Here is a 20,440-nt window from a genome sequence, read left to right on the forward strand (position 1 = left end):
CGCCCCGATGAGCACCCTTGATATATACGAGCTCGGGACCGTCCCCTACGAAAAGGCGCTTCGTTACCAGGAGAATCTTCTCGCAAGAAGAATCACAGAGGAAATACCGGATTCCCTTATTCTGCTCGAGCACCCGCCTACTATCACCACGGGAAGGAAGGGAAATACCGAGCATCTTCTCGTAAGAGAGGAATACCTTCGAAAACACGGGATTTCCTTCGTAAATGCATCAAGGGGAGGAGACATAACCTTCCACGGTCCCGGACAGATCGTCGGCTATCCCATACTGAATCTCAAGGACCACAGCATGGACATCCGCAGGCATATGAAAATGATTGAAGAAATGATCATAAACACCCTTGCAGATTTCGATATCGAGGGAAGAAGAATAGAAAGAGTTACGGGAGTCTGGGTAAAAAGAAACAAGATAGCGTCCATAGGAATAGCCATAAGGAAATGGGTTACCTATCACGGGTTCGCCCTCAACGTCAGCACGAACCTTGATTATTTTGACCTGATACTCTCCTGCGGGATAACCGACGTCAGGATAACCTCCATGGAAAGCTGGCTCGGGGACGGCAGGAACATCAAAGTGGACGATGTCACCCAGTCAGTCATAAGAAACTTTATGGGGGTTTTCGGTTTTGAGAACTTCAGCCTGAAAGGAGAAAAAGAGATAGACTTAAATCCCTGAGAATCGGAGATACAGAAGAGATGTCAGAGCAAAGAATTCAGAAATTCAGAGAACTGCTTGAGAAAAATCCCGGGAACCCTCTTGTTCACTACAGTCTCGCGAACGAATATTTCAAGCTTGACCGCTACGAGGAAACCATAGAGACCATCAACGCCTACCTTCGTCTGAAAGACGACGAGGGAGCGGCTTACAGAATACTCGGCCACTGCTACACGGAACTCGGAATGGATGAGCAGGCAAAAGACGCCTATGAAAAGGGGATTGCGGCGGCATCAAGACACGGGCATCCCGATATGGCTGAAGAATTCAGGGACTGCATAGAGTCTCTTGACATGTAGTCTCACCTATCCGCAAGCAGATTCCACTCAATCAGTATCGAACCGATGACAATGAAAGCAACTCCGGCGATTCTCATCGGCCCCGGGCTTTCTCCCAGGAAAAGATAGGCGTATATAACCGTAAACATGGGGAAAGTGGCTATTATCGCGACAATTTTTGACGTGTCGGCAGCCTGAAGAGCGGTGAAGTAAAGAAAAAGGCCTATCAGTCCCCCGAGAAGACCTGAAAGAAGTATCCAGAAAAGAGTACGGCCGTCGACGTCAATCACCTGGGAGAACCTTCCTGTCGCCAGCACCAAGAACACAAGACATAGCGCTGTGAAGACAAACCTTATAGTGATCACCGAAAGCGGTGAAGCATCTTTCAGGCTCAGTTTTTCAAAAATCGGGTTAATACCGAATATCATCGCCACCAGAAACGCGATCAAAGTAGCTTTCATTTAATCCTCCTTAAATCAAAACAGAATTCCCCGCGCTGAAGCTCCTATCAGGTCGCAGAGTTTCGCGGGGAAACATATATCAGCACTACTCGACATCCCCAGAAGGGATTATATCTCAAAATCCACTTGATTCTGAGTAGGAAACCCGTTAGACATTGCCATGACGAAAAGGAATAATTCAGTTTGTTCCACCTCATGGGGGAGGGTAGAGGGTCTATTTACCTTCACTGCGACCCTACGGCTTCACATTATCTTAAGTTGCTTATGGATGAGGTGTTTGGAAAGGCATTATATCAGTCCGAAATATCATGGAAGCGTACAAGTGCCCACAATGACAGTCTTACCTTTGGAAATGTGCGAGATGTAATTCTGATGTATGGGAGCTCCGATATCAATGTTGATCCTATTAGAGAACCACTTAAGAAGAAGACTATTGAAGAATCTTATAAGGATGAAGACGAACGAGGTATTTACATGTCCGATAATCTGACAGGTCCAAAAACCTCGGAGGGGGCAAGTGGAAAGCCATGGAGAGGTATCGACCCGGGGGAGGTAGGACGTTGCTGGTCTGTTCCCTTAAGAGGTGAATACGCCAAGTGGATAGAAGAGAATATAATCCCTGACTACAGGTCTATCGAAACACCACAGGAAAGATTGGATGCTTTAGATAAAGCAAAAATGATTGCTTATCCTAAAACGGGTGAAGGAATGCCTCGTCTTAAGAGATATTTGAAAGCTTCAAAGGGACAAGTTCCCTCAAACTTATGGGATGATATCCCGCCTGTTTCTCCTCGTAGCAAGGAATATACGGGATACCCAACACAGAAACCGTTAAAGCTTCTGGAGCGCATAATCAAAGCTTCGAGCAATCCAGGGGACATCATTTTTGACCCGTTCTGTGGCTGTGCCACAGCTTGTGTTGCTGCGGAGAAGCTAGACCGTCAGTGGGTAGGAATAGACGTATCGGAGAAGGCCGCAGAACTAGTGCAAGAACGAATAAATAACGAACTTGGACTTTTGCTGTTTAATCCCATACATCGAACGGATATCCCCGGAGACCGAGGGGGGAAACGGTCAAGAGACATCAAGAATGTTCTCTACGGCAAGCAGGAAGGGATGTGTGGTGGTTGCGGGCATTGGTACAGGATAAAGGATTTTGAAGTGGACCATATTACCCCTAAGAGCAAAGGCGGACCGGATACGGACGAGAATTTGCAACTGCTTTGCGGGAACTGCAATCGGATCAAGGGAGATAAGTCGCAGGAATACCTGATCTCAAGAGTAAGGAGTATGGCAGGATGAGGAGAGAGTTTTGAGCAATAGAACCGCAGTGAAAATTCTTATTGGCTTGATTGGGGTGCTTTGCTTTCTTGCTTTCACTTATTGGTTGCCAGTCGAAGAAGCATGGGGGAAGCAAGAGGACTGTCTTCAGAGTGGAGAAGACTCGGTGATTGAACACTTGAAACAGCAAGGCTGGAAAAACCTTGAGGTTTTTCATAGCGAGTTTATGAGTATAGAAAAAGATGGTGAAGTCTTCATGGGAAAGACCGTAGTGACTGGCAAATCAAAAGGGAAAAAATTCGCAGTTGGAGCCTATCACTACGGTAAAATTTTATACAGCGGCAGTAGTGGGTTTTATTGCGAGGCTCCTAGTGTTGTAGCAGTTTATGGGAAGAGTCATATCCCGTAGGTATTAGTGGAAAATGGCAAAGAAGAAAACAGAAGAAAAGAAGCGACCCCGGGGTCGCCCGGTCAAGAACGTAATCGAGCCGATAGACGCTTCACCCGAGGAGATAGCAAGGGCGATATTCCGGGACGCTGACAGAAAACTAGAGGCAAGAAGGAAAATCAAGTTCGCAAAGTAAGGGGGCTTGTCTAGCATTGTATATAATTCCCAGGACATTGAAAACTATGAAGAAGCTGAGAGGGCCTACAGGGATTTCATTGCTTCCGGAGAATATAACGATTCCTTTCTCAAAAATAAATAAGAAATACGGCCTTTAGACGCACTGAAAGCGGGTTTGCGCGCAGACCCGGAAAACAGTCTTCAAAGCGACCTAGAAATATTAAGGCGATTCCCCGTTAAGCCAAAATATCTTGCAATGAAAATCCCAAAAAAAACGATCTGCATTATTGCTGACGACATGTTTTTCTCGTCAAAGATTGAAAGTGCGGCCAAGCGCCTTGATGTCTCTATGGTAAAGGCAAGAAATCGCGAGGAGTTTCAAGACAAGGTAGAAGGAAAGAAAGTCGACCTCGTAATTATTGATCTCGCTTCAAAAAGAATCGATGCCGAGGAAATTTTCATCAGGCTTAGGAATTCCGCTATAAATAAAGAGACCTTCTGCATAGGGTATCTACCTCATGTGGAGCGAGACCTCGCGGCCAAATTCAGAGAAAAAGGTGTAGATCTTGTTCTTCCAAGATCAAAATTCTCCCAGAAAATGAGCACGGTGATCAAAGAGCACCTGGAACCAAAGTAAAAATACCCGCCTGCGGTTTCACTACATGCAACAGGGATCCATTCTCACAAGGATAAATAGCGGAAATTCCTTTGACCATTTTAGGGCTACAGTAACCATCGGGCAAGCTTGACAACGAAAGGGGGAATAATAATACTGTTTGCAACTTTTCTTTCTCCGAATCATGGTAGAAGCCTATGTCAGACGACCAATCCAGAATCTGGTTTAACGGAAAAACAGTGCCTTGGAACGAGGCGAATGTGCACGTGCTCACCCACACCCTGCATTATGGTCTGGGCGTATTTGAAGGCATAAGGGCCTACAAGTGCTCTGACGGGAGATCAGCCGTGCTGAAACTCACCGAGCACATGGAGAGGCTTTACGCCTCGGCGCACGTGGCCGGCATACAGATTCCCTACGATACCCAGACCCTCTGCGACGCGGTGGTAGATCTTCTGCGCGAAAACGGTCTTGATGAAGCCTACATCAGACCCATAGTTTTTATCGGGGACGGGGGAAAGGGAATACTCCCCGGAGATAATCCCATAAATGTAGCGATAGCCGTGTGGCCATGGGGAACCTATCTAGGGGATGACGCAATCGCAAACGGAATCAGGGCGAAGATATCCTCCTACACGAGAATGCATGTGAACTCATTTATGACCAAGGCCAAGATATGCGGAAACTACGTAAACTCGGTCATGGCAAGACAGGAGGCGGCGGATCTCGGCTTTGATGAAGGAATCCTGCTCGACGGAGAAGGTTACGTTGCTGAAGGCAGCGGGGAGAACATCTTTATCGTCAGAAACGGAATCCTCAAAACCCCTCCCCTCACTTCAATACTTGAAGGCATAACCAGGAAATGCGTCCTTGAACTTGCCGATGACGAAGGCTTTACAGTGAGAGAGCAGCGTTTCACAAGAGATGAGCTCTATATAGCGGATGAGGCCTTTTTCACGGGGACCGCGGCTGAAGTGACGCCCATCAGGGAAGTTGACGGCAAGAAAATAGGTTCAGGTAAACCCGGGGAAATAACAAAGACTCTCCAGAAAAGGTACTTTGGCGTTATAAAAGGAGAAGATGAGAAATTCAGCCACTGGCTTGATTACATCTCCTGAGCGGTTTCCACACAATCCAGCACTGTTTGCGCAGAAAATACAGCAAACCTTATGGAAATGTCATCTCTCCATAAGGTAGTTAACTATTGTCCTAACGCCGAACCCTGTGGCTCCGTACTGATACCAGTCAGAAGTTTTCTCCATGTAGGAAGGACCGGCTATGTCTATATGAACCCAGGGAACATCCGAAACGAAATTCTCAAGAAAAAGCGCAGCGGTTATTGCCCCGCCCCACCTGCTTCCAACATTTTTGACGTCAGCCACGCGGCTTCTTATCTCCTCTCTTAACTCCACGTCTAGAGGAAGCTCCCACATCTTCTCGCCCACGTTGCCGGCCGAACTTAAAATTGATTTAACGAGATTCGGGCTGTTGCCCATGACCCCGGCGTTATGAAGCCCGAGCCCGACTATGCACGCGCCGGTAAGCGTCGCGAGATCCACTATTTCCGAGACCTCGAGGCGAACCGCGTAACTGAGCGCGTCGGACAGAGCCACCCTGCCCTCGGCGTCTGTATTTATAATTTCTATTGTCTTGCCGTTAAGCGCCGTTACCACGTCGTCCGGTTTATAGGCAGAAGCTCCCGTCATGTTCTCCGTAGCGGGAACAATGCCGTGAACGTTAATGCCGGGGGTAAGTTCCCCTATCGCTTTCATGGAACCGAGTACAACAGCCGCACCCGACATATCCATTTTCATCGTTCTCATGCTGTCGGCCGGCTTAAGACAAAGGCCTCCCGAATCAAAGGTTATTCCCTTGCCGACAATGGCAACTTTCTTTCTGGATTTTCTGGGAGGTGTGTAGGAAAGATGGATGAATCTCGGGGGTTCGCTGCTTCCGAAAGAAACCGCGGAGAGTCCCCCCATTCCCATCTCACTTATTTCTTCTTTGCCGAGAATCTTGCAGTCCAGATGTTCTGACCCTTCGGAAATCGAAAGGGCGTGTTCAGCAAGAATTGAGGGAGTAAGCAGGTTAGGAGGATCATTAACAATATCTCTTGTGAAAGCAACGCTTTCCGAGATCGCACTTGCGCGGGCGGCCTGAGTCCTGAAATAATCAGCGGAGATTTTCCTTGAGGTTATATAAACCCTTTGTATTCGGTTTTTCTTTTTTCCAGAAGACTTTAATTTCCCGTATTCATAGGCTCCGCAGGCCATTCCCTCGAGGAAGACTCCAAGAAACTCCCTGTCCACACCGGAGAAATCAACGGAGACGGCGTGGGAGCGCTGGCCTGTTCTCGCAACCGCGATGTTGGCCGCGCGAAAAGCCTCAAGCGCACCGAAATTCTCCTTTTTCCCGAGGCCGAGGAGGACAACAGTTTTCATATTGAAATCGCCCGGCGTATCAACAAGAACCGTTTTTCCGAAGGTGCCTTTAAAGTCAGACAGTTTCGCCCTGTCTGAAAGAAACCCTCCGAGCGCACGGTCAATTTTTCTCGCCGTTGCGGGAAGCTTCGATTCTTCATAGCAGGGTAAAACTACCGAGTCAGACCTGATGTCCGCAACATTATCTTTTACAAGAGAAAATTCCATTTTATCTCCTCGTTAATCGAGATTTCAAAACACAGCCGGGACGGCGATATTCCGATAGGGGAATAATTTTACATACAAGAGTCCCCGAAACCAAAAACAGGGCTCGGGGAATCCCCGCTCTCTCGGGACATCGGTGCCCTCACTTCGGCTCAAATAGAAGCTCAGGCACAATTACTTCCCACCGGTCGCACGACATATTTTTTCTGTACTCAGGATCAGAGTCCTCTCGATCTCTTACCACGACAGCGAAAACCGTCGCTCCCACACAGCGCATCCCCTCCGGCGGCTTAAACTTTTTGGCAAGCTGCCCTACAACCACCCCTGAACCATCAAGCAGACACCAGCGTTCGTTAACAACCCGCGTCTCAAGAAGATCTCCGTGGGAGAGCGCGGAGATGGAACGATGCAGAGGATGACCGGCGGACCTGTATCCGGCAAAACCAATATTCACTTCCCTGAGCGTGAGTCTTACGCGGCATATTCTGAGCTTCTCGTCATGTTTACCCGAAAGTGCGACAGGCTCACGCTCAACTACCGAGAGATTGCCCCGCAGAGGCTCCTGCAGCCGGTTCGATTTTCCAAGACGCATAAGCGTCAAGGTCTTTTTCGCCCGAGTCATTGCTACGTAGTAGAGTCTTCGGTTCTCATCGGCATCCTTGGACTGCTGATCCCATCCGCCGTCGAGTATAACCACGTGATCGAATTCAAGTCCCTTGGCTCCGTGCGCAGTCACGAGAAGCAGCCCCCGCTGGCGGCGACGTATCTCCCGGCCCCATTCCGCAAGCCACTCTATAAAATGACTCACGGGAGTTTCTGCATCGCCGCTTTCTTCTTTGTATTCCCCTGCAGCTTCACGGAGCAGATCGTTCCAGTGACCGGGTTTCTGCGCCCTGAGCCAGTTGTCCATGTCCGCGACGGTCACGGTTTTTCGTTCACGCAGCCAGAGAACAAGCGCTTGGGTTTCGCGAAGACGCCAGAAGCCCGGGGGATCTTCATTGCCCATCTGTGCGGAGATTTTCTGGATTTCGGATAAAGTACGCACGGGTTCAAGATTCTTCCACTCGCGCGCCACGACGGCGCAGCGCGACCAGTCCCAATCGCTAGAGAGACCCGCAAGACGTCTTAACTCAGTCATGGCAATAACGGCCTGGGAATACATGTCATCTCCAGCCGGAACAATCTGTACCCTTCCCTTTGCCACCGGGTCGAGCTTTTCCCATTTTCCGCCGCCGGGATCCTTTGAACGCGCCTGGTTGACGCTGATGGGATGATCAGCCTTCATGCGGTTCCGCGCCGGGCCAATCACCGCATTTGCGGCAGCAATGATGTTGTGGGTAGAGCAGTAGTTTTCCGTGAGAAAAAAGGGCCGGGACTTGTAATCCTTCTCAAAACGCCTGATGAATTTGACTGAAGTCCCCTTGAAGGTGTAGATATTCTGATCATCGTCTCCCACGGCGAACAATGTAAGCTTGTCATCCGGATTCTTCTTCATTCGCCCCGCAAGAGCCGAGATAAGTTCATATTCTTCATTGCCTATATCCTGATATTCATCAACAAGTATCCAGCGGAAACCGGCAAGCATCCTCTCTCTCTGCTCATCCGATTCCTCAGGAGGCGCCCCTTCTCCCTGAAGAAGCGCCGTCGCGCGGCGCAGCACGCCCCTGAAAAAATCCCCATCTTCCGGCTGCGTTTTTTCGGCAAGACTCGCGCCGACAAGTCGCATGGCAAGAGCGTGACAGGTAAACACGGAAACACCAAGGGAGTCATCACCGACAAGTTCCCTCAACCTGCGTCGTATGTCTGCGGCGGCGTGGCGGTTATAAGCAAGTGCCATGATACTTCGGGGGTTCTCCCTCTTCACGCGCAGAAGATAGGCGATACGGTGCACCAGAACCCGGGTCTTGCCCGCACCTGGACCCGCGAGCACAAGCATATTTGTCTGTTCTTGGTCATTCGCCACTATGCGCTGCTGCGGTGGACTGTTAAGGCTCTCCACTATCGCGCGCCACGACTCGGGACTAGTCTCCCTTTCAAGCTCTTTTTTACGGTCAGGAAGCCAGCGGATAAGGAAGTCATCCTGATTGAGCTCAAAATAATCGCCAACCAGCTTCATGGCGAGTTGCATGTCGTCAAGTCCCCTGTTTGCGAACTCGGCCATTATATGTATCTGCTGAACCCGTCCCCTGTAATAATCAGCCAGAGGCCTGTAATCGACATTGGCAAACCCCCTACTCACAGGTTTCAGATTAACAGTCATAGCAGTGCGAAACACGGTAAGGCCCCTGTTAAGGCGGATGATTTCCTGGTCATGGAGCCAGAGAAGCGCCCTGTTAAGAAGTTTCACGGGATTCTTTACCCGGCTTTTAAGGGCAATATCGGAGTTAATCGCATTTAAAAGCTTCCCCATGGTCGTATCCACCATGAGATCCGTCCCGCGGGTTTTCTCCGGAAGACGTCCAAGTAGGTGCTTAAGAAGAAGTGCCGCGGCTTCGCGCCTGAGGTCCGCTGTCTTCTCAAGAGAGGGCCATTCCCTCTGAAGAGCAATTCTCACCGTATCCCTGTTCCGGTTTCGCACGTAAATGCTCCCGGAGTCTGCCTGGTCCCCTTTGCCATCCCGGGCAATGCCGCGAAGAAGGGCAAGCACCCTCTGCGGCAGGGCATCCTGAAGTCCCTGTTCTGTAAGTTTCTGTGAAGCCGAACGCAGAGGCAGAGTGAACTTCTCCCCCGCTCCGATGCCGGGTTCCATACCGCGCATGTAGCTTATCAGAGCGGTTTCAAGCCCGACGGCCTGCTCAAAACGTTTCCGGGATGAGTGCTGCACTCCCGAGTGCACAAAGGCGGTAATGGCGATATCATTGCTTGCTATGCCCAGGCTCTCAAGCTGGTGCATGGCTGAAGCCACTTCTTCGGCATTAAGGCCCGATACGTACATGAGCTGGTCGGTGGAAACTCCTTCATCCCTGTCCGAGTTCATTATCTCCCTTACGATGGAGAGAAGCTTTTCCTGGTAGGCCGGGGAAACCGACTTTTTCCGCAATATCCCTGAGATTTCCTCAAGCGAATTCATCTGAAGAGACGAGGGGAAAACCTTGACCAGGTTCTCTTCTCTTGTGAGCAGCACGGCATCCTCAAGCCAGGATATAGCGGTTCTGACCCTTGTGTCGTCAGTAGCCGAATCCTTTACAAACTCGTTATCCTCATCCTCAAGCAGTATCTCGCCCGCGGTGGCGACAACCTCTCCTCCGAGACGTTTTTTGCGGTCAAGCCTTCGAAGCGCTCTCAGAATGCCGTGAATTTCCCTTCTGTTAAGTTTTGAACGCGCCGACATTCCGAACTGCCTCTCGGCGTCAGAAGGCGAATAGAGCATAACGCAGCGCGCAGGCTCCCCGTCACGTCCGGCCCTTCCCGCTTCCTGCAGATAGTTCTCGAGCGAACCCGGCATATCGGCGTGAACCACGAGCCTGACGTCGGGCTTGTCAATACCCATGCCGAACGCATTTGTGGCAGCGATAACACTCAGGTCCCCCCCTTATAAAGCTCTGCTGGACGTTCTTCTTGGCATCGGGAGTCAGTCCCGCGTGAAAGTAGCCGGTGGCGATCTGCTTTCCGGCGAGAAAGCTTGCCACCTCCTCACTCTGTGCCCGCGTGGCACAGTAAACAATCGCGCCTCCGAGCTCATCCGCCGGAAGATATTGTGCGATTATCCGGTGTATATCAGAGAATTTTTTCGCTTCAGTAGTTTGAATTACCTCGAACCCGAGGTTGGGACGATGAGTGCCACCGTTAAAAACATCAAGATGAATCCCGAGCGTCTTCCTGAAATAATCCTTGATCTCCTCCGCAACGTCGGGCTTGGCCGTGGCCGTGAGGCACAGCAGGGGCGGAACCGGGGCTTTCTCCCTCTCCGCCTTCTCGCGTACAAAACGTCCAAGGTAGAGGTAATCAGGACGGAAGTCGTGTCCCCACTTCGAGAGGCAGTGAGCCTCGTCTATCACCCATGATCCAATCTCCCTCTGATCAAGCACCCGTCTTATGGAAAGGCTTCTGAGCTGCTCGGGCGAGATGATCAGTATGCTGGCATCGCCGAGTCTTACCTGTTCAAGCGCCTCTGCCCGCTCGGGCACAGAAAGAAGTCCGTTCACGGTCACGCACGAGTTTATCCCCTTCTCCGAGAGGCCTTCAACCTGATCCGCCATGAGGGCTACAAGGGGTGAGATAACTACGGTGAGAGCTCCAGTTTTGTAATAGCGGGAAAGGGCGGGAACCTGGTAGCAAAGGGACTTTCCGGTGCCCGTGGGCATGATGCCCAAAACGTGTTTTCCGGCCATGTTCCTCTCAACTATCGCGCGCTGCATTGAAGCGCCGTCTTCGCAGGCAGGCTTCTCGCGGAAATCGGAGAAACCAAACCAGCGCGAGAGCTCCTTGCGGGCATCGTGTCTTTCCGCACACCAGTCGCAGTTGGAGTTGCCGCAGGCAATGTCCCTTAACATGCGTACAAGCCTGCCCGTCTCGGGAAACTGATGACGTACCCAGGGCGGCATGACTGAGTTTCCCCCCGACACTGAAAGCCAAGCAAGAGCGTAGGCAAAGGACCAGCCGAGGCGCGGAATATTTCCCATGGCTTCTTCCGCCTGCACAGTGCAGGCCCTGTTTTCAAGAAACCTTCCTATCGCCCCGCGTGCATCATCGTCCGAGGGACGTTTCGAGCGTCTCAGAAAAGAGAAAAACACATCGAAACCCCTCATGTTCTCATCCGTTCCGGCAAGCCAGTGCCAGGCCGAGAGAAGTTCGGGGGCAGATTTCCCAAGCGCCGAGATTTCATCTCTGAAAAGTTCAAGAGTGATCTTCGCGTCAATTTCCGGGTCGCTTGTCTGCGCGCGCTCAAGACCCGCGTCCTTGTAGTGCTTTACGAGTCTGTGATAGGGGTTTTTGGGAAAGGCAAGAGGACTTAGCCAGAGCGTGTCGATTGGGGAAAGTTCAAGGAGACGAAGATCGGGTTTTATCGCTTTTATGTGAGGCAGATCGAAACCGATCAAGTTATGCCCGAGAAGAAATGCCGCTCCCTGTGCAAACTCATCAAGTCTTTCAAGCTCAGCCCGCAGGTCTCCATCGCGAAAGCGTATAGACTCCCCCGTGTCCGAGCGTATTGCCGCAAAAGCGTTTAGCCCGCTGCTTCCCTGCTTTGCTTCAATGTCAAAACAGAGGCAGGAATGAGGAAAAGGGATATCCGCACCACTTGAGGGAACATCGGGCGCGCGGCAGGATATCCGGTTTTTATTCATTCAGTTCCCCCTGAGAAATATCTTTGCGGAATATCTGCCCTGTTCCTCCTTTTCAGATTTTTTCGGTTTCCGGCGATATTTCCTCTTTTCTGTACGAATAACACGGACATAGAGCATACAGGAAACAAGGAAAACCCGCTATTTATTCGCACGTAGAGAACCGCGTCAGCAAATTGACCGATCATATTATTCTTGATACATTTACCTATGATTCAGGTGCTGAAGCGGTTATCGGCATATTTTTACCGCTCAGAGGAAGATCGGGAGCCAGTCCGTGAGTGGTTGCGGAGCCTGAACCCTGTGGATCGTAAGATAATTGGCGAGGATATAAGAAAAATTGAGTTTTCTTGGCCGCTCGGTATGCCGTTTGTGCGTTCATTGGGACGAGGTCTTTGGGAGGTACGCAGCAGACTGGTTGACGGAAGAATGTCGCGGATAATATTCTGCGTAGAGAAAGACAGAATGATACTGTTACACGGCTTCATAAAGAAAAGCCAGAAGACCCCCAAGAAGGACATTGACCTTGCGATCAAGCGAAAAAGGGGAGAATACTTGTGAAAGACAAAAACATCGGAACATCTTTTGATAGCTGGCTGGATGAAGAAGGCATCAGACAGGAAGTTACTACTAACGCAATAAAGCGCGTATTGGCACATCAGGTGGTAGCAACTATGGAAAAAGATGGTCTTACCAGAACTGCTATGGCAAGGAGAATGCGCACTAGCCTCGGCACCCTCGACCGATTGTTAGACACCGAAAACGGTACGGTTACCTTGACAACCTTGCAGAAAGCTGCCACGGCGGTAGGACGTGAGGTGCGCTTGGACCTTGTATAAACTCTCTGCAGTTTCACATGACAAGTCCATAGCGTCTCTCCTCGCCTAAGACAACCTGTTATGAAAACATCTGCAGAAAGACGTTAGGACGGCAGTGACACTTCAAAATGCATTAATCATCTAAAAAGAATAAGCAGGCCAATGATCCAAGAACAAAGAATGACCGAACACCTGATGGACATCATACGGATAGACAGTCCGTCAAGAAGAGAAAAAGATGTAGCCGTAAGGCTTGAAGAAGAGATGAAAGATCTCGGTGCTGAATGTTTCTATGACGACGCCGGTGAGAAAGTCGGCGCGGATACGGGAAATATGATAGTAAGGATTCCCGGAACGAAAGAAAACGCCCCGCCCTTTTTCCTCTGCTCCCACATGGATACAGTAAGCCCGGGAGAGGGAATAAAACCGAGAGTGCAGGACGGCGTCATGAGAAGCGACGGCACTACAATACTCGGAAGCGACGATAAAAGCGGCGTATCCATAATAGTCGAAGTGCTTCGTACCCTGAGAGAAAACGATATCCCGCACTCCGATATAGAAGTGGCTTTTACGATCTGTGAAGAGGTCGGCCTTCTGGGGGCGAAGTTCCTTGACACTTCAAGCTTTAAAAGCACCTACGGGATAGTTCTTGACAGCAGCACACCAGATAGACTTGTCCTCAGGTGCCCATGCTCAGACATAATGGACGTGAAGATATACGGCGTAGAAGCGCATTCAGGACTCTGCCCGGAGAACGGAATAAGCGCGGTGGAAATCCTAAGCGAGGCAATCTCCAGAATGAAGCTCGGGAGGATAGACCATGAGACAACCGCAAACATAGGAAAGGTAAACGGGGGGTCCGCCATAAACATAGTTCCGGGGCTGGTTGAAGTAAAAGCCGAAGCGCGAAGCCACGACCCGAAAAAACTGGACGCGCAGATACAGCACATGTGCGAGTGCTTTCTGGAAGCGGCCGGGAGCAGAGAGCTTTTCCTTGACGGAGAACGGCTCTTTGCCCGCGCGGAGGTAGAGACAGAACGCGTTTACCCGGTAATGAACGTCTCCCCGCAGGCAGTTGTGACGAAACTCGTACTCAAAGCGGCGGAGAACATCCACCACGACATAGAACTTCACACAAGCGGCGGAGGGTGCGACGCGAACTACATAAACGAAAAGGGAATCGAGTGCGTAAACCTGGGAACCGGAATGTATGAGCTTCACACCGTAAACGAATATCTTCTGATCGATGAATTCCGAAGATCGGCGGAGATAGTCCTTGAAACCATAAAACTCCATTCGGAAAGCAACTGAGCGATGAAGGCTCTAATTCTGGTTGATCACGGAAGCACTGTAGAAGAAGCAAACGCCCTTCTTGAGAAAGTGGCCGAGAGGGCAAGGGCTTACCCGGGCTCCCCGTTTGATATGGTTGAGCACTGCCACATGGAACTCTGCGAACCGTCAATAAAGGAGGCTTTTCGCAAATGCGTAGCGGCCGGCGCGAGTGACATAACAGTCCACCCGTACTTTCTCGTACCGGGAAGACACTCAAAGTCAGACATACCCCGAATGGTGGCGGAAGCAGCTCGGGATTTTCCGCAGGTGAGCTACAGGGTCACGGAACCGCTTGGACTTCACGACAAGATAATAGAAGTTGTATTTGAAAGATCGCTTGGGTAATACCCGTACAAAACCTGATGAGAAAATATTCGGCGGTGCTTTTTGACCTTTTCGACACGATTGTAATGTTCGAACCTTCACTCCTGCCCGAGGTGACTATTAACGGAGAGGTACATAACTCAACCGCCCAACACGTTTTCACAAAGATGCGCTCAAGCCTCGGAGGAATGGAGTTCTCGGACTTCTATACGCCTTTTGTTGAGAGCTACACAGAGCTTCTTGAACTCAGGAAAAAGGATCTGAGAGAGCATCCGAACAGAAAAAGGTTTGAGATATTCCTTGAGAAGACGGGCATCAACGGAAGTGACGACTTGCCTGACAGGTTTGTACGCTCACACATGGAAAGCCTCTGCGGAGCGGTTGTATACCCCGAGCACCACACTGAAGTTCTTTCCTACCTAAAGGAAAAAGGATACAGGCTTTCCCTGGTCTCAAACTTTGATCACGCTCCCACGGTGCGGGAGCTGCTCGAAAAATTCAGGATCGCGGATTTTTTCGAAGATGTAGTGATATCAGAAGAAATAGGCTGGAGAAAACCTCACCGGAAGATGTTTGAATCCGCTCTCGCGAAACTTGATGAGAGTCCGCAAAATGCCGTTTTCATAGGGGACAACCCCGAAGCAGACATAAAAGGGTCTTCTGAGTCAGGAATTGATTCCGTGTGGGTAAAAAGAAAGGAAGAACTCACCCGAGCAAAACCGAAATTCATCATAAAAGACCTGATAGAACTGAGAGAAATAATCTGAAAACCCCCATTTAGATGCAAAGATTCACCCGCACTGAAAAAAAACTGCCCTCCATAAGAAGCGCGAAACATATAACAACCATACAGCAGATGCTTGAGGAAAATTCTGCCCTCTACGCGGACAAGATCGCCTATTCCGTAAGAAAAAAGGATCTGTCGCTAAGCTCTCTTGTTTTCAGTGAAGTCTTTACTCTTTTCGCCGGGCTTTCTGCCCACTTGAGATCCCTAGGTCTTAAGAAGGGAGAACATGTTGCCATAGTGGGAGAAAACAGCCCGCAATGGGCAATCTCCTACTTTGCGGCAATATGGGCGGGTGCAATAGCCGTACCACTTGACGCTAGGGCTAAAACGGAACACATAAAGCAGGTTCTCGTGCTTTCAGATTCAAGATTCCTTATCGCCTCGGCACCATTCGTAAAAACTTTGGGCGACATTGGGACCGTCGAGCACATAATACCGATGGAGGAAGCTCTTAATTTAAGGACCGATGTCGAAAAAACCAAACCACCAGAAAAAACAGAACCCGAGGACATAGCTGATATAGTTTTCACCTCGGGAACCACCGGCAACCCCAAGGGCGTAATGCTCTCCCACGCAAACATAATGTCTAACCTTAATACACTCTACTGCGCTTTTCCCATAACAGATAAAGACACCGCTTTTTCCATACTTCCCATCCACCACGTGTATGAGAGAATAGGCGGAATACTGCTTTCTTTCTGCTGCGGGCAGAGAGTGTTTTTCGCAAGAAGCATAAAACCGAATGAAATGCTCTCGGATCTCAAGGCCGCAAGACCCACGGTGTGGCTAAACACCCCTTTGATACTGGAGAGACTGCTCGGAAGAATAGAACAGGCCAAGGCAAAAAGCTTTTTCACAAGGATGCTTCCTTCGGGGCTCTTTGGAAAGATGGCGAAAAAGCGCCTGGGTCTTGACCGCCTGAGACTCATAGTAAGCGGCGGGGCCGCCTTATCCGAGGCAGCTTCTTTGGGACTCGAAAAATACAGATTTCCCCTGCTTCAGGGATACGGAATGAGCGAGACAGCCGCGGTTATATCAGTAAATCCCCCTTCAGCGCCAAAAAACACAAGCGGCGGAATGGTGCTTGAAGGAATCGAGGTTGAGATAAGGGATATGGACACAGAAGGGGTCGGGGAGATATGCGCCAGGGGCCCGAACATAATGCTGGGTTACTATAAGAACCCCAGGGCGACAAAAGAGATTCTCTCCGATGACGGCTGGCTCAGAACCGGTGACCTTGGCTATTTTGACGACGGGGGCTATCTGCACATAACGGGAAGGAAAAAATCGGTTATCGTAACCAAGGGAGGAAAGAACATCTCTCCCGAGGAGATCGAGGAGAAGCTTACCCCGCTTGAAACGGTTGAAGAAGCCGTTGTATTCAGCCCGGATGACGAAAGGATACAGGCCGTGATATTTCCGCAGAAGGAGGGAATTTCAAGAAGGCTCGGGAACACCCCGCAGGACGGAGATGATGAAAGCGTGTGGGATATTCTCAAAAGCGACATAAGCGCACTTAACCGCCGCCTTGAAGCCCACAAAAGAATCAGCCACTTCGCGGTCGCAAGAAAAGAACTTCCGAAAACCACTACGAGAAAGGTGAAAAGATATCTTTTCAGGAACATGGACATACCCAGGACCACGAAGTTCATCCAGCCCCCGGAGGACAAATGAATAAAGCACCTCTCAAGTTCGCCCTTGACCACGGCCTCACCGAGAGCGAATACCAAAAGATAATCGAAACCCTGGGAAGAGAGCCCAACTCGACAGAAATCGGAATTCTGGGAGCCATGTGGTCTGAGCACTGCTCCTACAAAAGCTCCAAGGTGCATCTCCGGAAGTTTCCCACAACCGGAGAGCAGGTCATACAGGGCCCGGGAGAAAACGCGGGAGTGGTGGATATAGGGGATGGCGACTGTGTCGTCTTCAAGATGGAAAGCCACAACCACCCCTCCTTCATAGAACCTTACCAGGGCGCCGCCACCGGGGTCGGGGGGATACTCCGGGACATATTCACCATGGGAGCAAGGCCGGTGGCGCTTTTAAACTCCCTTCGCTTTGGAAACCCGGATCTTCAGAAAACAAAATTCCTTGTCGAAGGGGTCGTATCGGGAATAGCCGGCTATGGGAACTGCATGGGTATTCCCACTGTAGGAGGAGAGATATATTTTGACGATTGCTATAACGGAAACCCTCTTGTAAACGCCTTCGCTCTCGGAGTAACGAAAGAAGACAACATCTTCCGCGGATATGCGTCGGGCGAAGGGAATCCCGTGATATACGTCGGATCAAAGACCGGAAGAGACGGCATACAGGGGGCCATCATGGCATCTGACACTTTTACAGAGGAAACCGAAGAGAAAAGGCCCGCGGTACAGGTGGGAGATCCGTTTACGGAAAAACTTCTTCTTGAAGCCTGCCTGGAACTGTTTAAGACTGATTGTGTTGTCGGCATACAGGACATGGGAGCCGCGGGACTCACATCCTCTTCAACGGAAATGGCTGATCGTGCGGGAACAGGCCTCGAGATTCAAATCGACAGGGTTCCAAGGCGAGAAGAAGGCATGACTCCCTATGAAGTGATGCTTTCTGAATCGCAGGAAAGAATGCTTGTAGTCTTGGAAAAGGGCAAGGAAAATACAGCCCGGGATATCTTCAGGAAATGGAACCTTGATTTTTCGATTATCGGCAAGGTGACCGATTCTGGAAGACTGACTATTGTAGAAGAAGGAAGCACAGTTGCGGACCTGCCCGTAAGCCTCATAACCTCCGGAGCGCCAACTTACGAAAGACCGGTAAAAAGACCCGCCTACCTGAACAAAATAAAAAAACTGGATTCGGAGGATATCCCCGAACCTGAAGATATTGAAAGAACTTTCCTTGAGATTCTGTCTTCTCCGACTGTATCGAGCAAGAAATGGGTTTACGAGCAGTATGACCACATGGTAAGAACCGACACCGTTTTGGGACCAGGAGCGGATTCCGCGATAATAAGGCTCAAGGGAACTCATAAAGGGATCGCAATGACATCTAATGTTAATTCTAGATATTGTTATCTAAGTCCTCGTGAAGGAACTAAAATAGCTGTCGCGGAAAGTGTCAGAAATCTGGCCTGCTGTGGTGCCTCTCCCCTTGCGATCACCGACTGTCTTAATTTTGGAAACCCTGAAAATTCCGAGATAATGTGGCAGTTCCAAGAAAGCGTTGAAGGCATGTCGGAAGCCGCAAGAACGTTCAATACGCCTGTTGTAAGCGGCAACGTCAGTCTTTACAACGAAACCGAGGGTGTCGCAATATTCCCTACCCCGACTGTGGCAATGGTGGGCCTTATAGAAGATATCGCCAAAACCGTCACTTCTTGGTTTCAAGATCCTGGAGATTTAGTGATACTGCTCGGAGGAGCCATAGAAGAAGATATAGGAGGTAGTGAGTACCTCAATATCCAACACGGCTTGATTGACGGGAAACCACCTTCAATTGATCTTGATAAAGAGAAAAAGCTTGCCGAAATGTTGATTGCATGCGCTTCTCAAAGTATACTTAAATCGGCGCATGATATATCTGAGGGCGGCTTTACTGTAGCGCTCGCGGAATGCTGCTTTAGTCCAGACGGTACAAGGGGGGTCTTGGTAAAAGCGCCCGATATAAATGAAAACTCTCTTAGAGGCGATCTGTTTCTTTTCTCCGAAACGCAATCCAGAGTAATAGCTAGCATAAGCGAAGCCAATTGGGGAAGAATAGAAGAGATGGCGAGTAATTACGGCGTTCCCGCGCTGCGTGCCGGAGTAGTCATTGATAACGACAGGTTCTGCGTTGAAGATTTAATCGACATGAAAATCTCAGCAGTTCACGATGCATGGTCTATGGGCTTTCAGAGGAGTCTTTCGGTCCCAGAGGGGTGAAAATGGCAAAGCTACGCGAAGAGTGCGGAGTCTTTGGAATATATGATCATCCAGCCGCTGCCAATTTTACCTATCTCGGTCTCTACTCTCTCCAACACAGAGGTCAGGAAAGCGCTGGCATAGTGTCAACCGACGGTGAGAAGCTTTACTCTCACCGGGAGATGGGACTCGTAACCGAAGTTTTTGATGAAGAGTCCATATTGAAGCTTAAAGGCACTACCGCAATCGGCCACGTAAGGTATTCCACAACAGGCTCAAGCAACAACAAGAATACCCAGCCTCTGATTATGAATTACGAAAAAGGAGAGCTAGCGGTCGGACACAATGGCAATCTCACAAATGCGAGAGTGCTGAGACACAAGCTTGAGAAAGAAGGTTCCATATTCCAGTCAACCACAGATACCGAGGTAATCGTACACCTCATAGCGAGATCAAAAGAAAAAACCTTCTTGGGAAGAATCATCGAAGCCCTTACCGAATGCAAAGGAGCTTATTGTCTTTTATTTCTTACTCCCAAAGGGCTAGTAGCTGCACGTGATCCCCACGGATTCCGGCCCCTTGTTCTCGGGAAGATTGATAATTCTTACGTTGTGGCCTCCGAGTCATGTGCTTTTGAACTAATAGGAGCTGATTATATAAGGGAAGTAGCACCAGGGGAAATAATATTCATAAATGAGAAAGGAATCAGGTCATTCAATCCGCTTCCGAAAAAACAGCACAAATACTGCGTATTTGAGAACATATATTTCTCGAGACCCGATTCGTTTGTCCAAGGAAAAAACATCTATCAGATGAGGAAAAACATGGGGAAACAACTCGCAATTGAATCTCCCGCCGACGCGGACATCGTCGTGGCCGTACCAGATTCGGGAACGCCGGCGGCCATGGGATACGCCGAGCAGTTGGGAATCCCTTTTGAAACCGGCTTCCTGCGGAGTCACTATATCGGAAGAACCTTTATTGAACCTCAACAATCAATAAGAAACTTCGGAGTGAAACTGAAACTCAGCGTGATAAAAGAGGTCATAGACGGGAAAAAAATAGTAGTGGTTGACGACTCCATAGTAAGAGGGACAACCAGCAGAAAAATCGTCAAGATGATACGCGATGCCGGTGCCAAGGAAGTTCACATGAGAATAAGTTCACCTCCGATGAAGTTCTCATGCTACTACGGCATAGATACTCCTCTCAAAGAAGAACTCATAGCGCATTCTCTCGAAGTAGAAAAAATAAAGGACTACATAACTTCCGATACTCTGGGATACTTAAGCAGAGATGGGGTAGCAAAAGCGGTCACCAACGGTGACGAGTCCCTTAATGGAAAATCAAGCTACTGTTTTGCGTGTTTTGACGGAAATTATCCGGTGGAAATAACAGACGAGAAAGTGTCGCATCAACAAATGGACCTTTTTTAGT

Annotated in this window: 19 protein-coding genes; 15 read left to right on the top strand and 4 right to left on the bottom strand. The window is 49.7% G+C overall.

Annotation, left to right across the window (positions count from 1 at the left end; genetic code table 11):
* Positions 1-7: 7 nt before the first annotated feature.
* Complete coding sequence (gene lipB / locus OXG75_00630; GenBank protein MCY3624496.1) at positions 8-694, top strand: lipoyl(octanoyl) transferase LipB; 687 nt, start codon at positions 8-10, stop codon at positions 692-694.
* A gap of 20 nt (positions 695-714) precedes the next feature.
* Positions 715-1,032, top strand: a complete 318-nt coding sequence (locus OXG75_00635; protein MCY3624497.1) for a tetratricopeptide repeat protein — start codon at positions 715-717, stop codon at positions 1,030-1,032.
* A 2-nt stretch (positions 1,033-1,034) separates the two neighbouring features.
* Here OXG75_00635 and OXG75_00640 read toward each other — a convergent pair whose 3' ends face one another.
* Positions 1,035-1,472: an EamA family transporter gene (locus tag OXG75_00640; protein ID MCY3624498.1), complete on the bottom strand. Its 438-nt coding sequence runs from the start codon at positions 1,470-1,472 to the stop codon at positions 1,035-1,037.
* A gap of 183 nt (positions 1,473-1,655) precedes the next feature.
* Here OXG75_00640 and OXG75_00645 point away from each other — a divergent pair, with 183 nt between their 5' ends.
* The 5 genes from OXG75_00645 to OXG75_00665 all read left to right on the top strand — a co-directional run bounded on the left by OXG75_00645 (position 1,656) and on the right by OXG75_00665 (position 5,052).
* Complete coding sequence (locus OXG75_00645; GenBank protein ID MCY3624499.1) at positions 1,656-2,774, top strand: DNA methyltransferase; 1,119 nt, start codon at positions 1,656-1,658, stop codon at positions 2,772-2,774.
* 10 nt (positions 2,775-2,784) lie between these two features.
* Entirely contained in the window at positions 2,785-3,162 is a 378-nt protein-coding gene (locus OXG75_00650; GenBank protein MCY3624500.1) for a hypothetical protein, read from the top strand.
* Positions 3,163-3,175: 13 nt separating this feature from the next.
* Positions 3,176-3,337 carry a hypothetical protein gene (locus OXG75_00655; protein MCY3624501.1) on the top strand — a complete coding sequence of 54 codons (162 nt, stop codon included), beginning with the start codon at positions 3,176-3,178 and terminating at the stop codon, positions 3,335-3,337.
* A gap of 237 nt (positions 3,338-3,574) precedes the next feature.
* Positions 3,575-3,955 carry a hypothetical protein gene (locus tag OXG75_00660; GenBank protein MCY3624502.1) on the top strand — a complete coding sequence of 127 codons (381 nt, stop codon included), beginning with the start codon at positions 3,575-3,577 and terminating at the stop codon, positions 3,953-3,955.
* Between the two features lie 176 nt (positions 3,956-4,131).
* Complete coding sequence (locus tag OXG75_00665; protein MCY3624503.1) at positions 4,132-5,052, top strand: branched-chain amino acid transaminase; 921 nt, start codon at positions 4,132-4,134, stop codon at positions 5,050-5,052.
* Positions 5,053-5,112: 60 nt separating this feature from the next.
* Here OXG75_00665 and OXG75_00670 read toward each other — a convergent pair whose 3' ends face one another.
* From OXG75_00670 to OXG75_00680, 3 genes are all read right to left on the bottom strand, one after another.
* On the bottom strand, positions 5,113-6,582 hold the full coding sequence (locus OXG75_00670; protein ID MCY3624504.1) for a leucyl aminopeptidase: 1,470 nt from the start codon (positions 6,580-6,582) through the stop codon (positions 5,113-5,115).
* Between the two features lie 139 nt (positions 6,583-6,721).
* A complete protein-coding gene (locus OXG75_00675; protein ID MCY3624505.1) occupies positions 6,722-10,069 on the bottom strand; it encodes an AAA family ATPase in 3,348 nt (1,115 codons plus the stop codon).
* A complete protein-coding gene (locus tag OXG75_00680; GenBank protein ID MCY3624506.1) occupies positions 10,059-11,864 on the bottom strand; it encodes a DEAD/DEAH box helicase in 1,806 nt (601 codons plus the stop codon). Before OXG75_00680 ends, OXG75_00675 begins: the two co-directional genes overlap by 11 nt.
* Before the next feature lie 207 nt (positions 11,865-12,071).
* Here OXG75_00680 and OXG75_00685 point away from each other — a divergent pair, with 207 nt between their 5' ends.
* From OXG75_00685 to purF, 8 genes are all read left to right on the top strand, one after another.
* On the top strand, positions 12,072-12,422 hold the full coding sequence (locus OXG75_00685) for a type II toxin-antitoxin system RelE/ParE family toxin (protein MCY3624507.1): 351 nt from the start codon (positions 12,072-12,074) through the stop codon (positions 12,420-12,422).
* On the top strand, positions 12,419-12,700 hold the full coding sequence (locus OXG75_00690; GenBank protein ID MCY3624508.1) for a Fis family transcriptional regulator: 282 nt from the start codon (positions 12,419-12,421) through the stop codon (positions 12,698-12,700). The genes OXG75_00685 and OXG75_00690 overlap by 4 nt, the downstream gene beginning before the upstream one ends.
* 141 nt (positions 12,701-12,841) lie before the next feature.
* Positions 12,842-13,990 (top strand): M20/M25/M40 family metallo-hydrolase, encoded by a 1,149-nt coding sequence (locus OXG75_00695; GenBank protein MCY3624509.1) that lies wholly within the window; start codon positions 12,842-12,844, stop codon positions 13,988-13,990.
* Positions 13,991-13,993: 3 nt separating this feature from the next.
* A complete protein-coding gene (locus tag OXG75_00700) occupies positions 13,994-14,356 on the top strand; it encodes a cobalamin biosynthesis protein CbiX (protein ID MCY3624510.1) in 363 nt (120 codons plus the stop codon).
* Positions 14,357-14,373: 17 nt separating this feature from the next.
* Positions 14,374-15,102 carry an HAD family hydrolase gene (locus OXG75_00705; protein MCY3624511.1) on the top strand — a complete coding sequence of 243 codons (729 nt, stop codon included), beginning with the start codon at positions 14,374-14,376 and terminating at the stop codon, positions 15,100-15,102.
* A gap of 14 nt (positions 15,103-15,116) precedes the next feature.
* Positions 15,117-16,796: an AMP-binding protein gene (locus OXG75_00710; protein ID MCY3624512.1), complete on the top strand. Its 1,680-nt coding sequence runs from the start codon at positions 15,117-15,119 to the stop codon at positions 16,794-16,796.
* Positions 16,793-19,024 carry a phosphoribosylformylglycinamidine synthase subunit PurL gene (gene purL, locus OXG75_00715; GenBank protein ID MCY3624513.1) on the top strand — a complete coding sequence of 744 codons (2,232 nt, stop codon included), beginning with the start codon at positions 16,793-16,795 and terminating at the stop codon, positions 19,022-19,024. The genes OXG75_00710 and purL overlap by 4 nt, the downstream gene beginning before the upstream one ends.
* Positions 19,021-20,439 carry an amidophosphoribosyltransferase gene (gene purF / locus OXG75_00720; protein ID MCY3624514.1) on the top strand — a complete coding sequence of 473 codons (1,419 nt, stop codon included), beginning with the start codon at positions 19,021-19,023 and terminating at the stop codon, positions 20,437-20,439. The genes purL and purF overlap by 4 nt, the downstream gene beginning before the upstream one ends.
* Position 20,440 lies beyond the last annotated feature (1 nt).

This window comes from Candidatus Dadabacteria bacterium, assembly GCA_026705445.1.
Taxonomy (GTDB): domain Bacteria; phylum Desulfobacterota_D; class UBA1144; order Nemesobacterales; family Nemesobacteraceae; genus Nemesobacter.

Excerpts from the sequence above, each read along its gene's own strand:
- lipB (MCY3624496.1), top strand. The coding sequence starts at position 8 with ATGAGCACCCTTGATATATACGAGCTCGGGACCGTCCCCTACGAAAAG.
- OXG75_00635 (MCY3624497.1), top strand. The coding sequence starts at position 715 with ATGTCAGAGCAAAGAATTCAGAAATTCAGAGAACTGCTTGAGAAAAAT.
- OXG75_00640 (MCY3624498.1), bottom strand. The coding sequence starts at position 1,472 with ATGAAAGCTACTTTGATCGCGTTTCTGGTGGCGATGATATTCGGTATT.
- OXG75_00655 (MCY3624501.1), top strand. The coding sequence starts at position 3,176 with ATGGCAAAGAAGAAAACAGAAGAAAAGAAGCGACCCCGGGGTCGCCCG.
- OXG75_00660 (MCY3624502.1), top strand. The coding sequence starts at position 3,575 with ATGAAAATCCCAAAAAAAACGATCTGCATTATTGCTGACGACATGTTT.
- OXG75_00665 (MCY3624503.1), top strand. The coding sequence starts at position 4,132 with ATGTCAGACGACCAATCCAGAATCTGGTTTAACGGAAAAACAGTGCCT.
- OXG75_00670 (MCY3624504.1), bottom strand. The coding sequence starts at position 6,582 with ATGGAATTTTCTCTTGTAAAAGATAATGTTGCGGACATCAGGTCTGAC.
- OXG75_00675 (MCY3624505.1), bottom strand. The coding sequence starts at position 10,069 with ATGGGTATTGACAAGCCCGACGTCAGGCTCGTGGTTCACGCCGATATG.
- OXG75_00680 (MCY3624506.1), bottom strand. The coding sequence starts at position 11,864 with ATGAATAAAAACCGGATATCCTGCCGCGCGCCCGATGTTCCCTCAAGT.
- OXG75_00685 (MCY3624507.1), top strand. The coding sequence starts at position 12,072 with ATGATTCAGGTGCTGAAGCGGTTATCGGCATATTTTTACCGCTCAGAG.
- OXG75_00695 (MCY3624509.1), top strand. The coding sequence starts at position 12,842 with ATGATCCAAGAACAAAGAATGACCGAACACCTGATGGACATCATACGG.
- OXG75_00700 (MCY3624510.1), top strand. The coding sequence starts at position 13,994 with ATGAAGGCTCTAATTCTGGTTGATCACGGAAGCACTGTAGAAGAAGCA.
- OXG75_00705 (MCY3624511.1), top strand. The coding sequence starts at position 14,374 with ATGAGAAAATATTCGGCGGTGCTTTTTGACCTTTTCGACACGATTGTA.
- OXG75_00710 (MCY3624512.1), top strand. The coding sequence starts at position 15,117 with ATGCAAAGATTCACCCGCACTGAAAAAAAACTGCCCTCCATAAGAAGC.
- purL (MCY3624513.1), top strand. The coding sequence starts at position 16,793 with ATGAATAAAGCACCTCTCAAGTTCGCCCTTGACCACGGCCTCACCGAG.